We start from the raw sequence: 14,883 nt of genomic DNA, 5'->3' as shown, positions 1-14,883 counted from the left end.
AGAGGCATGAATTCCGGGAAAGCGATCTTTCCCGGAATTACCTGACTCGTCAGGGAAGTAGCGTGGTGACGAATTTGTAACGGTCACCCCGGTAGATCGCGCGCGCGAACTCGACCGGTTTTCCGTCGGTGGCGAAGGAATGCCTCGAAAGGAGCAACATCGGCATTCCGACGTCGGCGCCGAGCATCTCCGCCTCGTGCGGTCCGGCGAGGGCGGTCTCGATCGTTTCCTCGGCCCTTTCGAGCTCGACGCCGTAGTGCTCCCTCAGCACGGCGTACAGCGAACCACCTGCGGAAACATGTTTGCGCAAACCGCGGAAGCGGCCGAGCGGGAGATGCGTGGTCTCCAGCGCCATCGGCTGCGAATCGGCCAGCCGGAGACGGCGAAGGCGAAGAATCTTCGCGCCGACGCGGATTCCGAGCAGCTTCGCCAGATCGGCTTCGACGGGCAGTTCGTCGATCTCCAGCAGCTTGGACGACGGCTTGAGTCCCTGCTTGCGCATGTCCTCGGTGTAGGACGACAACTGCAGGCGCTGCGCGAGTTTCGGCTCTGCGGCGAAGGTGCCCTTGCCCTGAACGCGGTGGAGCCTGCCCTCGGCGGTGAGGTCGGCGAGCGCCTGCCGGACGGTGGTGCGCGAAACGGTGAATTCCCCCGCCAGTGCCCGTTCCGTCGGAATCGGCGAGCCGGGCGGCAACGCGTCGAGCAGATCGAGCAGATGCTGTTTCAGCGCCCAGTACTTGGGTTCGCGCTGCCCGCGCATCCCTGCCGTAGCGCCCGCCTCACTCGCGGTGGTTGTCTCCAACATGACCGACTCCCTAAGCCTTCCCACTCGAACGCGCACCGTCCCCACTAGGAAACGTACCCTTCACCACAAACGTCCATCCGGGCTAGCATTGGTCTAGACCTACTCGGGGGACGAAGTACGTCCCGGTGGAAGGGAACGAGATGACCGAACAGCGCCCCGGCGAGCACATGGCCGCGGAGATCTCCCAGCAACCCGCCATTCTGGCAGGAATCGTGGAGCGACAGGCCGAAATCGCCGAGGTGGCCGAAGCCATCTCCAAGCGCCCGCCCAGGTTCGCACTGCTCGCCGCCCGCGGCTCCAGCGACCACGCCGCCCTGTATGCGAAGTACCTGATCGAAGTACTCCTCGGTCTCCCCTGCGGTCTCGTCTCGCCCTCCACCGCGACTCTGTACGGCGCCCGTCCCGATCTTCGGGACGTTCTCTTCATCACAGTAAGCCAAAGCGGTGGTTCCCCAGATCTCATCGAGGTCACCGAAACCGCGCGTCGCCAGGGAGCGCTGACCGTTTCGGTCACCAACACCCCGGAGTCGCCGCTTCGCGCCGCGGCCGAACTCGGCGTCGACATCGGCGCGGGACTGGAAAAGGCGGTGGCCGCCACCAAGACCTACTCGGCCACCTTGCTTTCGCTTTACCTTCTGATCGACGCGGTCCGCGGCGGCAAGGGCGCGGACGCGGAGAAGCTGGGCGAGCTCGCACAGCAGACCCTCGACGGTTCCGAAGAAGGCGTGCGGCGCGCGGTGGACCGCTACCGCTTCGTCGACCGAGTGCTCACCACGGGCCGCGGATACTCCTACGCCACGGCGCTGGAAGGTTCGCTGAAGCTGGCCGAAACCAGCTATCTCGCCGCCCGCGCGTACAGCGGCGCCGACCTGTTGCACGGTCCGGTCGCCGCGGTCGACGGTGAGACCGCCGTGCTCGCCGTGACGAGCCAGGGACACGGAGTGGGCGCGATGCAGGAGGTCCTCGAGGCCGTCGGCAAACGCGGCGCGGACGTGCTCGCGGTCGGCTCCGCTTCGGCCGACGTCCCCGCGGCGTTGCGGATCGGTGTCGCGCCGTCCGCCGAAGAGGTCGCCCCGATCCTGGAGATCCTGCCGATCCAGCGGATCGCGCTCGGCCTTTCGCTGGCGCGCGGCGGTGACCCGGACAGCCCGCGCGGGCTGCTCAAGGTGACCAAGACCCGGTGACCCACGTCATCGGTGTGGACGCCGGAGGCACGTCGACGCGAGCGATCGCCGTCGACGCCTCCGGCGCCGTCCTCGGCACCGGGCGCGCGGGCGGGGCGAATCCCAACTCCCATCCGCCGCACGAGGCCGCGGCGCGGATCGCGAGCGCGATCACCGGCGCGCTCGGTGCGCTGGATCCGGCCGCGACCGCGGCGTGCGTCGTCGGCATGGCGGGCGCCAGCAAGCTGAGCGATCCGTCGATCGCGGAGATCTTCGAAGCCGCGTGGAAGGACGCGGGGATCAGTCCTGTGCGGACGGTCCCCGACCCGGAGGTCGCCTACGCGTCGGCGACCTCCGCGCCGGACGGGTCGGTACTCGTCGCGGGCACCGGATCGATCGCCTGCCGGATCCGCGGCAGGCGGACGGTGTCCACCGTCGGCGGCTACGGCTGGCTGCTCGGCGACGAAGGTTCGGCCTACTGGCTCGGCCGGGAAGCCGTTCGCTCCACTTTGGATGTTCTCGGCCGCGGCGGCGAACCCGGTCCGCTCGCGCGCGCCGTGCTCGCCGAAGCGCTGGGACCGTCCGCAGTGGACCCCGCGACCGACCGGGCCCCGCTTTGGCGCGCGCTCATCACGAGCGCCAACGCCGAAGCCCCGATCCGGCTCGCCCGGTTCGCCCCGCTCGTCAGCGAGGCCTACCGCGAAGGCGATCCGGCGGCGGACGAGATCACCACCCGCGCGGCGGAATCGTTGGTGACGAACGTCATGGCCGCCCGGGACCCCGGGGAGGACACGCCGGTCGTCCTGGTGGGCGGCGTGTTGTCGCCGGAGGGGCCGGTGGGGGCGAAGGTCCGTGCCGAACTCGCCGGCATCGAGGTCCTGACCAGCACCGACGGGGTGCTCGGCGCCGCCTGGCTGGCCGCCGTCGACGCCTACGGAGAGACCGCCCCGCGGCCGGTGTCACCCTGAAAAAACACCCGGACCGAGCCCGAAAAGACCAAACCATCGACTCCAGGGCCGAACTCCGGGTACCGTAGGACCCGGCCCCCGGACCCTCCCCCCTCGCCGGGGGCCGCCTTATGTCCTGGGCAGCCCATCGGGCGCGGAATCCGAGGGATCCCCGTTCTCCTCCACCACCCGCAGGCCGGGATGTTCCGGCGGCAGCGTGCGGTAGAGCACCCAGCCGCTCACGGCGACCGTCACCGCGACCAGCGGCCAGGAGAGCACCGTCCGCGCGATGCCGAGCGCGACCACCTGCCCGCTCCACCACAGCGAGCCGTACACGGCGACCCGCAGCGTGTACTGGAGGAAGACCCACACCCAGCTCGCCCGCGAATACGCGCGCAGCAGCGCGGGATCACGGCGCCATCGGGTCTTCTGCCCGATGACGAGCCCCACCACGACGCCGAGCAACGGCCACCGGACCACGATGCTGGCCGCCCACAGCAGCGCGCTGGCCACATTGGACAGCAGCTGGATGAGGAAGAAGTCTTCGGCACGGCCGGTGTGCAGGGCGATCAGCGCGGCGGCGATCACCGCCGCGAGGCTCACCAAGACCGCGCGGGCCTTGTCGCCGCGCGCGACCCGGTACCCGCCGAGCAGCACCGCCACTCCGATGGCCACCCCGGCGCCCCAGGCGATCGACCGGCCGGCGATCAGCCAGCCGAGGACGAAGGCCGCGGGCGGGATGCTCGCGTCGATGGCGCCCCGCCGCCCGCCGAGGATCTGGGCGAGCGACTCGCGCGAGGGTCGTGAGGTCACCCTTACAGCCTGCCGGATCTATGAGCCCGGACACCCGGGCGGGGAGACGTTCGCCACATACCGTGTCCGGTTTGAGCCCGCTTGAGGGGAATCTACGCAGCCCAGGAGTGTACATCCCAGTAATGGAGATGCATGGACGTCCGACAAAATAAGAGACTGTGTCAACGGGCTGAACCACGGGTTTCGGCCAGGCGGGATTGCAGGGGCGCTCTCAGCTGTTAGTTGTGGTGTACAAGTACCACCGGGGGCACACGGACGGAAGGGGACCCAACGTGTACGGATTCGACAGCTACGTGGCGATCGGTGACAGCTTCACCGAAGGACTCAACGACGGCTTGCCCGACGGCACCTTCAGGGGCTGGGCGGACAGGCTGGCGGAGATCCTCGCCGAAGGCAGGCCCGACTTCCAGTACGCGAACCTCGCCCTCCGCGGGAAGATGCTCGACGAGATCCTCGAAGAGCAGCTCCCGATCGCCCTCGCGGTGAAGCCCGACCTGGTCACCCTGTGCGCTGGCGGCAACGACATCATCGTGCCCGGCGCGGACGTGGACGCCGTCGCCGCGCGGCTGGAGGCGGGGGTCGCCAAGCTGCGCGAGGCCGGGATCCCGGTGCTGATCTTCAACGGGCCGGACACCAAGTATCTGTCCGTGATGCACGTCCTGCGGGGGAAGGTCGGCATCTACAACGCGCATCTGTGGGCGATCGCCGACCGGCACGGCGCCAAGATGGTCGACATGTGGGCGATGGCCCCGCTGCACGACCGGCGCGCCTGGAGCGACGACCGGCTGCACTTCACCCCCGAGGCCCACCGGCGGATCGCGCTGCGCGCGGCCGAGGTCCTCGGCGTCCCGGTCGCCGACGACTGGCGTGAGCCGTGGCCGGCGTCCGAGGAGCCGAGCACCTGGATCACTTCGCGCCGCTCGGACCTCGAATGGACGAAGGCGCACCTGCTGCCGTGGATCCGCCGTCAGCTCAAGGGCGAGTCCATGGGCGACGGCCTGTCCCCGAAGCGCCCCCAGCTCGCGCCGCTGCTCCCGCTGGAGCAGATCGAGTCGGCGGGCGTCACGCTTCCGGCCAAGGACCTGCGGGAGATCCACCACCACGCGAGCTGAACCGCGTAAGTCCGTGAAGGCCCCCTTCCCTCGGCTGAGCCGAGGGAAGGGGGCCTTCACGCGCGATCGGCAGATCGGTGTCACCCAGAAGGGTCATGTACTGACCGCCCGGTACACCGGCGCGGGATCCGGGGCCCGTGCGGGAACGCGGCCGACGTCGCAGGCCAGACCGGGTATGCGGCACCTCGCGGAGAGCGCACGACGGTGGCCCGAACGTGGGGAAAGCCGGTTCGCTAACCGGACGTAAGCGGCTTACAGTCCCTTCATGCCCGGTACACGCTGGAGCCGCTTGCTGCCTACAGCGCTGCTGGTCACGCTCGCCTTGACGGCGATCACCGTCTGGTCGGCCTCGGACGACATCGAGGCCGAGCTGACCGCGCGCGCGAAGGACGCGCTCGCCGACGTCGGCGTCTCCGGCGGCCAGGTGAGCTTCTCCGGCCGCGACGCGAACCTCACCGGCTTCCCGCCGGGCAAGGCCGCGCAGGCGATGGACGCCATCCAGCGGATCGACGGGGTCCGGACGGTCGAGATCTCCGGCGACACCGCCCCGCCGGCGGGCCCCGTGACGACCAGCGGCGAGCCGCCGAGCCAACCCGCGCCGAGCCCGCCGCCCAGCCCCGCGCCGACGTCGGCCAAGCCGACGGACAAGGCGGGCTTCCAGGCTGAGATCGACCGGCTGCTGGCGGCCACGCCGATCACCTTCGAACCGGACACCACCGACCTCACCGCGGACGGCGAACGCGGCGCGCTGGAGATCGCGAAGCTGCTCACGGACGCGCCCCGCGAACTGCGGTTCCGGATCACCGGATCGGTCGCGACCGGTTCGGACCGCAAGCTCGCGCTGAACCGGGCACTGACCGTCGAGCGGCTGCTGGAACGCAACGGGGTCAAACGCGACCAGGCGTACTCCACCCAGCGCAGGAACTCCGACGGCGCGAGCGGCGAGGGCCGCCGCGTCGACATCACGGCAGAACAGAGGTGATGGCCTGATGCTCTGGCTCTTCGGGCAGATCTGGCTGTGGCTGCTCATCTCGTTCGCCCTCGGCTGCGGTGTCACCTGGCTGCTGATGCGCGGCGAACGACGTGAGCGTCCCGCCGCGGAACCGGTAGTCCACGAGCCTGCGCGCGCCGCGGTCCCGGTCCGGCACGAACCGGATCCCGAACCCGTGCCCGAGCTGCTCTCCACCGAACGGACGCAGTTCCTGCCACCCGCGCGGGTGCAGGACGACGACGAGCCGTACGACCAGGAGGCGGAAGGCCACCGCGAGGGTCAGCTGACGCCGGAATCGGTGCAGGCCTACCACCCGGGGCCGCCGCAAGCGGCCGCCCGCAACGGCGAAGGCGGCCACGAACCCGAACCCGTCTGGCCGAGCGACGAGGACTGGCCACCTGCCGAACGGACGTGAACCCACCCCGGCCGAAGGCCCCGCTATCGCGGTGGCGGGGCGTCCCTTTCCGCTTCCGCGACCCGGTTGACCAGCGAAGCCCTGCCGACGTCGATCGCGGTCGTGGGTTCACCAATAAGCACTGACACTCGCCTGGTAAATTCGGCTACGCACTGTGAGCGGGACGCCGGGTACGTTTCTTCGATCGGGAGCTCCGGCACACGAAGGAGGCTCCGATTGGCGCTCCCCTATTGGACGCCGCACAACCTGCTGCCTCCTGGCCGCCATCCCGCCGATCTGGCCGACGTCTACGAGCGGCTGGTCTTCGACGCGCCGCACCAGAACGACCGTGAAATCCTGTTCAGCGCGCTGAACAGTTACCTCGGTGTCGCCCGGCGGATCATGCCGACCGGCCGCGCGTGGATCGGCGGCGATCTGACCGCCAGGACCCCGCACGCGCCGCGCGGGCTCGACGTGGTGCTGATTCCTGACGAATGGGGCGCGCTCAAACGGCTCGACGACGCGGGCCGCTCGGCGTTGTACGGGCTGCTGACCCTGCGCGGGGTCATCGTCGGCCAGCCCGCCATGTACCTGGACCAGGTCCAGCCCGTCGGCGGCATGCTCGACGGCTTCCTCTGCCGTCCCGGTGACGAGGAGATCTGGGAAGAAGTGTGGGCATCGGGTGGCAGGGGAATTCCGGAAGTGATCTGGTGAGGAACGAATTCCGGCGTATCGCCGACGAGATCCCCGGCGGCACCTGGCTCGACGACCTCGCGCGCGCGTCGGCGATGGCCGCGTACGCCAAGTTCGAGCGCACATCACGGTCGCCGCTGCTTCGCGTGTCCGTGCTCGGTGAGTCGCATCTGGACGCGTACACCTTCTCCGACATCAGCCGCGCGCTGCAGGACGCGACGGCGAAGATCGGGCACATCATCCGGAACCCGTCCGGCGAGGTGACCTTCGTCCAGCCCGCGGACCGCGAGAAGGCCCCGCTGATCCAGCGCGGGCAGGCGGGCAACGCGATCTTCTTCGGCTTCCCGGAACCGGCGCTCGACGATGCGCTCATCCACGACGGGATCGAGTCGCTGTCCGAACGAGCGGTCAAGGAACTGTGCGACTTCCTGCCCGCCAACGGCTCCGACGACGGCGCGCTGGACGCGGTGCTGCTGCAGCGCGACACCGTCCGCAACGCGGTCAGCGACATCGTCAACGCGGTCAGCAAGCACGCCGGGATCGGGATGGCGCTGACCCCGACGTCCGGCGACGAGCTGACCCGCAGCATGACCACGGAGCAGGCGAGGATCCTGTCCGGGAGCCTGCGTGAGTCGCGCGAGGCCGTCGGCTACGAAACGGTCAGCGGCAGGCTGGACGGCGTCCGCACCCGGCGCCGGATCTTCTATCTCGAACGTGAGTCGGGCGGCACGATCCAGGGCGCGGTCGCGCCGGATCTGCTCGACGAGATCAAGGAGAACCTGGACCGGCCGGTGACCGCGCGGCTGCGCGTCGTGCGCACCACGACCATCGACGGCCGCCGCGGCCGCCCGGTGCACGAACTGCTGGAGATCACCCCGGAAGTCAGCCTGTTCGATCAGTGATCGGGTTTCCGACATTCGGCGATGCCACAATTCTCGTCAGAAAATATCGGCGACCGCTTGATCATCGTTGAATGATGACTTTTTCCGGCAGGTAACAATTTCGGCCATTGCCCCGAACGATGGGTTAACGTCTTCGGACGGAAGCCTCCGAAAGGGCATGTATGCCGACCGATCCACCTGTCCCGCACCCGCCTGCCACCCGCTACGGCCCTGGGTTCGCCGCGCACGGAACCCGGCACCGCAAACCCAAGAACGGCGTGGTCATCGCGGGTTTCCTGGTCGGCTTGGCCGCGGTCGGGGTCGCCTTCGTCCCGGTCGCCGGGATCGCCGCATGGCCGCTCGCCGTGATCGGATTGATTCTTTCCGTGATCGGTTTGACCAAAATCAAGAAGGGCGAAGCGGACAAGAAGGGAATGGGGATCGCGGGGCTCGCGCTTTCGATCACCGGACTGCTGGCCGCCGGCGGGTTACTGGTCTACACCAGTTTCTTCGCTACCGGCGAGTCGGGGCTGCACGTCCCGGCGGTCGCCGGGGACAAGAACACCGTCGAGTTCGTCGTCAGCGCTTCCGGCGGCGCGACCATCCGGTACGGCTCGCTCAACGACCAGCGGACCGAGACCACCCCGGCCAGCACCGACGAATGGCGCGGCACGGCGTCCTTCAACTCGGGCGACTACCTGCTCACCGTCACCGCGGACACCCGGAACTCGTCGGTCAGCAACCAGATCGCCTGCACGATCCTGGTGAACGGCAAGAAGGTGGCGGAGAACAAGGGCCAGACCATCGCCCTGTGCACCGCCGGCACCGGCTGATCCCCTGCGTTTCGTCCTCTGAACGCGGTAGTTGCACGTGCAAGGACCGCATTCAGAGGACGAAACGCGGGGGTGCCGCCTGGCGGCCGGCCGGTATCGCCCCCACCTCCACCGGCCGGACCGCCACGAGCCGCTCCTGGCGGCTCTTCAGACGGGACCTGCGAACGGGCCCGCCCGAGCGCCGATCACTACCGCATGCCCCTCCCCTAGGGCTCGATCGACACTGAACCGGACCCTACGCGCGTGCGCGGCGAGGCCACTAAGAATCCGCTAAGGATCACTCACGGACTTTCGTCGAGGTCCGTGAGTTCCGCACGGACCAGCGCGGCGAGCTTGGGATTGGCGTCCGCGAGGATTTTCAGCGCGAGCGCGAACTGCTCGCGGGCACCGTCCACATCCGACCCGGCCCGCAGCACCCTGCCCAGCGTCAGCCGCAGGACGCCCTCCTGCAGGACGAACCGTCTGCTGATCGTCAGGTCCACGGCTTCCCACACGTACCGCTCGGCCGCGGCGAGCTCGCCGATCCGCAGGCTCAGTTCGGCCAGATTGTTCAGCGAGACGACTACGTAGCTCTCATCCCCGAGCGTGCGGTCGATCTCCAGCGAGGCGACCTGATGCCCGATCGCCTCGATGAACCGCCCCGCCCGCTTTTCGGCCTCGGCGCAGTTGTTGAGCGCCTGCCCGCGCAGTTCGAGATCGCCGGTCCGCTCGGTCTCCTCGACCACGCGCCGCAGCGTCCTGATCGCCTCGTCGTGCCGTCCCAGCAGGGTCAGCGCGGAGCCGAGGTGGATGTTCGCGGAGATCGTCAGCCGGTCGTCGCCGATCGCGGTCGCGAGTTCCAGCGCGCATTCGGCGTCGGCGAGGCAGCCCTGCGGCAGCTCGAAGGTGAGGGCGATGGCGCAGCGGGAGATGAGCATCCAGCAGCGGCCGAGGACGTCGCCGGATCGCTCGGCGGCCTCCAGCCCGATCCCGACCAGCCGCGTCCACTCGTCCAGCAGCGGGTACACCGCGCGATAGGTGTGCGCGACCCTGGCCAGCCGCCAGACGTCGTCGTGGCGTCCGGCGGCGCGGGCGGCTTCGAGAACCTCGATCAGGTTCTCCCATTCCGCGGTGAACCAGTCCTGTGCCTCGTCGAAGGAACCGATCGGCGGCGTCTGCTCGTCGGTCAGCGCCCCGGTGAAATCGAGCGGATCGACGATCCGCAGCATCTTCCGCCGGGCCCGGTCGGCGACGGCCTGATAGAACCGCACCGATCGCGACAGGACGTCTTCCCGGTCGGCTTCGCCGAGTTCGTTCTCCGCCAGTTCACGGAGGAACAGGCGGACGAGGTCGTGCGGGACGAAGGAATCGCGGCCGGTCTCGGCGAGCAGGTTGTGCGCGGCGAGCACCCGCAGATGCCGCCGTGCCTCGGCGACGGTGATCCCGCCGATCGCCGCCGTCAGATGCGAACCGGCCGAGACGCACTGGACAACGCCGAGTCGCAGGAACGTCTCCGCGACCTCGGGCGGCAACCCCCGGAACGAGACGTCGAACGCCGCGCGGACGCCGTCGTCCGGGCCTTCGACGTCGAGGGCGGCCAGCCTCGTCCGTTCGTTGCCGAGTTCGTCGACCAGATCCCGCGCGGACCACTGCGCGCTGGCGGCGAGCCGGGCACCCGCGATCCGCAGCGCCAGCGGGAGATAGCCGCAGAGCCGGGCGAGCGCGTGGTTGAGGTCGAAGCCGGCGGGCCCGGCGAGCTCCTCGATCAGCCGGACGGCGTCGCCGGGCGCGAGGGTGCCGAGCACCCGCAGTCTGGCGGCGTTGGACACGGCGAGCCCGTCGAGCCGGGAGCGGCTGGTCACCAGCGTCATCGACCGCGAACCGGGCGGCAGCAACGGCCGGACCTGCTCGGCACTCCGGGCGTTGTCGAGAATGACCAGCATCCGGCGCCCGGCGATCATCGAACGGTAGAGGGCGACGCGTTCGTGGACCTGTTCCGGGACGCCCTCGGCCGGGACGCCGAGCCCGAGCAGGAACTGGGTGAGCAGGTCGGCGGGCTCCAGCGGCGGATGATGCGGGTCGAAACCCCGCAGCGAGGCGAAAAGGATGCCGTCGGGGAAGCGGCGGCCTGCCCGATGCGCCCACCACACCACCAGGCTGCTCTTGCCGATCCCGGCCGTCCCGGTGACCACGCCGACCGCGGTCTCGCCCGCTTCGGCGCGCTCGGCGAGTTCGTCGAGCCAGGCCAGGTCGGCCTCGCGCCCGGCGAGGTTCGGCACCGCGGGCGGCAGCTGCTGGACGGGCGCCGCCTCGGCCTTCGGTTCCGCGACGACCTTGACCGGCAGGTCGTCGTTGAGGACGCGTTCGTGCAGCCAGCGCAGGTCCGCGCCGGGTTCGACGCCGAGGGTGCGCAGGGTCGCCCGGGACACCGTGCGGTAGAGCTCGAGCGCGTCACCGCGGCGGCCGGCGTGGTAGAGCGCGCGCATCAGCTGACCGGCCGTGCGCTCGGCGAGCGGATTCGCCCGGACGAGCGGGCTGAGCTCGACGATCAGCTCGGCGTGCCTGCCCAGTTCGAGGTCCGCGTCGACCCTGGCACCGTGGACGGCGAGCCGCAGATCCTCCAGCTCGGGAGCCCGGACCGACCCCGGAACCCCGGCGAGCGCGGGCCCCTGCCAGAGCGCGAGGGCCTCGGTGAGCAGCTCGGACGCCTTCTCCGGCTCCTCCGCCGAAGCCCGCTCCAGCAGGGATCGGGCGCGATGGACGTCGATCCGCTCGGGTTCGACGGTGAGCTGGTAGCCGGGCGGCGCGGTGAGGATCCGGGCGCCGTGCGGATGGTCGCCCTGGATGCCCCGGAGCACGCGGCGCAGATGCGAGACGTTGCCGTGGACGATCGTGCGGGCCGTGGCCGGCGGGTCGTGGCCCCAGAGCGCGTCGATGATCTCGTCGAGCGCGACGACCTTGTTGACCTTCAGCGCCAGCAGCGCGAGCAGGCCGCGGACGCCGGGACCGCCGACGGGGACCGGCCGTTCGCCGTCGAGGAGGCGCACGGGGCCGAGGAGTTGGAAGCGGGCAGGGGAACCGCTTTCGCCCATGACAAGCCCCCCTCCCTCCGATCTCTCCCCTTACCGGAACAGCCAACCTACCGCGCGGAGACGTCGCCAACCAGGACGCTTGAGGTCGTGAGGGGCTCCTTCCCTACTTTCAGGGGTAGGGAAGGAGCCCCTCACGACCTGACGATCCGGACAAATACCCCAATCGCCTTCTGTCCACTGTGGACTGCCCGCAGGCAGGACCCGCAAGTCCGTGAAGGCCTCCTTGAGGGACCCAGAGTCCCTCAAGGAGGCCTTCACGGACCGACCCTGGATCAAGACACGAAAAAAGGCCCCGTGCCATCAGTCCCGATCTGATGGCACGGAGCCGGGAGATGTCCGACTTGGGCCGCCTGGGGGCGCGACCCACATCGGACATCGGCGTCCACGTCCGTCCGGGTGGGCTCACCCCGAGCGAAGAACCCGTTCGGTCGTCGACAACACCTACGTGAGCGAGCCCACTGGCCCGCTCACGTGGCGACAACGTAACAGGGTGCACACCGACGGCTACAAGCGCCCCGTCAAGGCCTTCGCGACCTGCGGTTCCGTCAGCGCGACAACGGGGTCGAGTCGCGGCCCGCGATGAACGCCGGACGCGGTTCGATCGCGGCGTACGGCTCCCGCAGCGCGTTTTCGACGCTGTTGAACACGACGAAGATGTTCGACCTCGGGTACGGCGTGATGTTGTTCGAGGAACCGTGCATCACGTTCGAGTCGAACCAGAGCGCGGAACCGGCCTGCCCGGTGAACTGGTCGATTCCGTATTCGGCGGCGAGCGCGGTGATGTCCTCCTCGCTCGGGACGCCGACCCGCTGCTCTTTCAGCGAACTCTTGTAGTTGTCTTCCGGGGTTTCCCCGGCGCACTGCACGAAGGTCCGCTGCGAACCCGGCATCACCATCAGCCCGCCGTTGAACGGGTAGTTGTCGGTGAGCGCGATGGAGCAGCTGACCGCGCGCGGCACGGGCATGCCGTCCTCGGCGTGCCAGGTTTCGAAGTCCGAATGCCAGTAGAAGCCGGTGCCCTTGAAGCCCGGCATGTAGTTCACGCGGCTCTGGTGGATGTACACCTCGGAGCCGAGGATCTGCCGGGCCCGGTCGAGCACGCGCGGGTCGCGGACGAGTTCCGCGATCAGCTCGCTGGTCTCGTGGACGTCGAAGATGGAGCGGACCTCACCGGTCTTGGCCTCGGTGATGACGCGCTCGTCGTCGCGGTGGTCCCCCGACGACATCCTGACGAGTTCCTGCCAGTAGGTCTGGACCTCGCCGGGCGACAGCAACTGGTCGACGACGGTGTAACCACGCGTTTCGTGGTTGGCGAGCGTGGCCGCGTCCAAGGGACCGTCGGCCTCGGTGCCCCAGACGGTGGGGTGCGTCCTGGGCAGGTGTTCGGGCGTACCCGTGATGCGGGTCGGGTAACTGTCGTCGACTCGGGTGTCGGTCAGCGTCAATGCAGTCGCCTCCTCGAGCGATTTCTAGGGTTCGGTGACGAGCGGGTACACGCCGTTTTCGTCGTGGACCTCGCGGCCGGTGATGGGCGGGTTGAACACGCAGACGCACTTGATCTCGGTCTTGGGCCGGACCTGGTGCTTGTCGTGGTCGTTGAGCAGGTACAACGTGCCCGGCTTCAGCTGGAAGACCTCGCCGGTCGCGGTGTTTTCGAGCTCTCCCTCACCGGAGGTGATGAACACCGCTTCGATGTGGTTCGCGTACCAGAAGTCGTTGACCGTCCCGGCGTACAGCGTGGTCTCGTGCACCGAGAAACCGACGCCCTCCTTGGCCAGCACGATGCGCTTGCTGCGCCAGTTCGGGGTCTTGATGTCGGCGTCGGTGTCGGTGACCTCGTCGAGGGTTCTGACAAGCAACGGAAAACTCCTTCTCGTTCCTGGTTGAGGGCGGTCAGGTCGGGTCAATCGAGGACGGCGGCGACGGCCTCGTCGATGATCGCGAGGCCCTTCGTGAGCTCGTCGTCCGTCAGCGTGAGCGGCGGCAGGACCTTCATGACCTCGCCGTCGGGGCCGGAGGTCTCCATCAGCAGCCCGCGTTCGAACGCGGCGGCGCAGACCTTGCCCGCGAGGTCGCCGTCGGCGAACTCGATGCCCCGGGCGAGGCCGCGGCCCTTCGCGTACAGGTTCGCGTCCGGGTACGCCTCGACGATGCCCTGGAAGGCGGCGGCGATGCGCTCACCCTTGGCCTTGGTGGACTTCTCCAGCTCGTCGTCGCTCCAGTAGACGCGCAGCGCCTCGGTCGCGGTGACGAACGCCGGGCTGATGCCGCGGAACGTGCCGTTGTGCTCACCCGGCTCCCAGACGTCGAGGTCCGGGCGGATCAGCGTCAGCGCCATCGGGATGCCGTAGCCGCCGATGGACTTCGAGAGGCAGACGATGTCGGGTTTGATGCCCGCGTCCTCGAAGCTGAAGAACGGGCCGGTGCGGCCGCAGCCCATCTGGACGTCGTCGAGGATCAGCAGGATGCCGTGCTTCTTGCACAGGTCGTCCAGCGCCTTGAGCCACTCGACGCGCGCGGCGTTGATGCCGCCCTCGCCCTGCACGCCCTCGACGATCACGGCGGCGGGCTCGTTCAGGCCGCTGCCGGAGTCTTCGAGCAGCTTCTCGAAGTACAGGAAGTCCGGGATGGAGCCGTCGAAGTAGTTGTCGTACGGCATCGGGGTGGCGTGCACCAGCGGGACACCCGCGCCGCCGCGCTTCATCGAGTTACCGGTCACCGAGAGGGCGCCCAGCGTCATCCCGTGGAAGGCGTTGGTGAAGTTGATGACCGATTCCTTGCCGGTCACCTTGCGCGCGAGCTTCAGCGCGGCCTCGACCGCGTTGGCGCCACCGGGGCCGGGGAAGACGACCTTGTAGTCGAGATCCCGCGGCCGGAGGATCTTCTCCTGCAGGGTCTGGAGGAAGTCCCGCTTGGCCACCGTGAACATGTCGAGCGCGTGCGTCACGCCGTCACGCGCGATGTAGTCGATCAGGGCCCGCTTCAGCGCCGGGTTGTTGTGCCCGTAGTTGAGCGCGCCGGCGCCGGCGAAGAAGTCGAGATAGGCCTTGCCGTCCTCGTCGTAGAGGTAGCTCCCCTGCGCCCTGTCGAACACGACGGGCCAGCCGCGGCTGTAGCTGCGCACCTCGGATTCGAGTTCCTCGAAAATGCTCATGACTTTTTCTTTCTCCCTGAGATCCC

The 14,883-nt window shown here is 69.0% G+C and carries 14 protein-coding genes; 8 read left to right on the top strand and 6 right to left on the bottom strand.

What is annotated here, in order from left to right; all coding sequences use genetic code 11:
* Window positions 1-49: 49 nt before the first annotated feature.
* Window positions 50-805, bottom strand: coding sequence for a GntR family transcriptional regulator (locus tag ACZ3HL_RS06950; protein WP_005160527.1), 756 nt, complete (start codon window positions 803-805; stop codon window positions 50-52).
* 140 nt (window positions 806-945) lie between these two features.
* On the opposite strand from ACZ3HL_RS06950, the gene ACZ3HL_RS06945 reads away from it, so the two are divergent.
* Together ACZ3HL_RS06945 and ACZ3HL_RS06940 are read left to right on the top strand one after the other, a co-directional pair.
* On the top strand, window positions 946-1,989 hold the full coding sequence (locus ACZ3HL_RS06945; protein WP_219147819.1) for an SIS domain-containing protein: 1,044 nt from the start codon (window positions 946-948) through the stop codon (window positions 1,987-1,989).
* Entirely contained in the window at window positions 1,986-2,936 is a 951-nt protein-coding gene (locus tag ACZ3HL_RS06940) for an N-acetylglucosamine kinase (RefSeq protein ID WP_465410728.1), read from the top strand. Before ACZ3HL_RS06945 ends, ACZ3HL_RS06940 begins: the two co-directional genes overlap by 4 nt.
* 108 nt (window positions 2,937-3,044) lie before the next feature.
* Here the strand turns inward: ACZ3HL_RS06940 and ACZ3HL_RS06935 are convergent, their stop codons facing one another.
* Window positions 3,045-3,728 carry a DUF3159 domain-containing protein gene (locus ACZ3HL_RS06935; RefSeq protein ID WP_465529372.1) on the bottom strand — a complete coding sequence of 228 codons (684 nt, stop codon included), beginning with the start codon at window positions 3,726-3,728 and terminating at the stop codon, window positions 3,045-3,047.
* Window positions 3,729-4,000: 272 nt separating this feature from the next.
* Between ACZ3HL_RS06935 and ACZ3HL_RS06930 the strand changes: the two genes are divergently transcribed.
* From ACZ3HL_RS06930 to ACZ3HL_RS06905, 6 genes are all read left to right on the top strand, one after another.
* Window positions 4,001-4,840: an SGNH/GDSL hydrolase family protein gene (locus ACZ3HL_RS06930; RefSeq protein WP_465410724.1), complete on the top strand. Its 840-nt coding sequence runs from the start codon at window positions 4,001-4,003 to the stop codon at window positions 4,838-4,840.
* A gap of 265 nt (window positions 4,841-5,105) precedes the next feature.
* Window positions 5,106-5,822, top strand: coding sequence for an OmpA family protein (locus ACZ3HL_RS06925; RefSeq protein ID WP_465410722.1), 717 nt, complete (start codon window positions 5,106-5,108; stop codon window positions 5,820-5,822).
* Window positions 5,823-5,829: 7 nt separating this feature from the next.
* The gene (locus tag ACZ3HL_RS06920) at window positions 5,830-6,246 is read left to right on the top strand and encodes a hypothetical protein (protein ID WP_465529370.1); all 417 of its coding nucleotides are present in this window, start codon (window positions 5,830-5,832) and stop codon (window positions 6,244-6,246) included.
* Window positions 6,247-6,462: 216 nt separating this feature from the next.
* A complete protein-coding gene (locus ACZ3HL_RS06915) occupies window positions 6,463-6,939 on the top strand; it encodes a DUF6932 family protein (RefSeq protein WP_126730318.1) in 477 nt (158 codons plus the stop codon).
* A complete protein-coding gene (locus ACZ3HL_RS06910) occupies window positions 6,936-7,820 on the top strand; it encodes a hypothetical protein (RefSeq protein ID WP_192743853.1) in 885 nt (294 codons plus the stop codon). The genes ACZ3HL_RS06915 and ACZ3HL_RS06910 overlap by 4 nt, the downstream gene beginning before the upstream one ends.
* Before the next feature lie 161 nt (window positions 7,821-7,981).
* Complete coding sequence (locus ACZ3HL_RS06905; protein ID WP_465410717.1) at window positions 7,982-8,632, top strand: DUF4190 domain-containing protein; 651 nt, start codon at window positions 7,982-7,984, stop codon at window positions 8,630-8,632.
* A gap of 281 nt (window positions 8,633-8,913) precedes the next feature.
* On the opposite strand, the gene ACZ3HL_RS06900 is transcribed toward ACZ3HL_RS06905, so the two are convergent.
* The 4 genes from ACZ3HL_RS06900 to ectB all read right to left on the bottom strand — a co-directional run bounded on the left by ACZ3HL_RS06900 (window position 8,914) and on the right by ectB (window position 14,857).
* Window positions 8,914-11,703, bottom strand: a complete 2,790-nt coding sequence (locus tag ACZ3HL_RS06900) for an AfsR/SARP family transcriptional regulator (RefSeq protein ID WP_465529368.1) — start codon at window positions 11,701-11,703, stop codon at window positions 8,914-8,916.
* Between the two features lie 545 nt (window positions 11,704-12,248).
* The gene (gene thpD, locus ACZ3HL_RS06895; RefSeq protein WP_465410714.1) at window positions 12,249-13,148 is read right to left on the bottom strand and encodes an ectoine hydroxylase; all 900 of its coding nucleotides are present in this window, start codon (window positions 13,146-13,148) and stop codon (window positions 12,249-12,251) included.
* Between the two features lie 24 nt (window positions 13,149-13,172).
* Entirely contained in the window at window positions 13,173-13,562 is a 390-nt protein-coding gene (locus tag ACZ3HL_RS06890; protein ID WP_007033454.1) for an ectoine synthase, read from the bottom strand.
* Between the two features lie 44 nt (window positions 13,563-13,606).
* A complete protein-coding gene (gene ectB / locus ACZ3HL_RS06885; RefSeq protein WP_465529366.1) occupies window positions 13,607-14,857 on the bottom strand; it encodes a diaminobutyrate--2-oxoglutarate transaminase in 1,251 nt (416 codons plus the stop codon).
* Window positions 14,858-14,883 lie beyond the last annotated feature (26 nt).

This window comes from Amycolatopsis sp. NPDC000009 (assembly GCF_055563465.1).
This window is presented reverse-complemented; position numbering and strand designations above follow the sequence as displayed.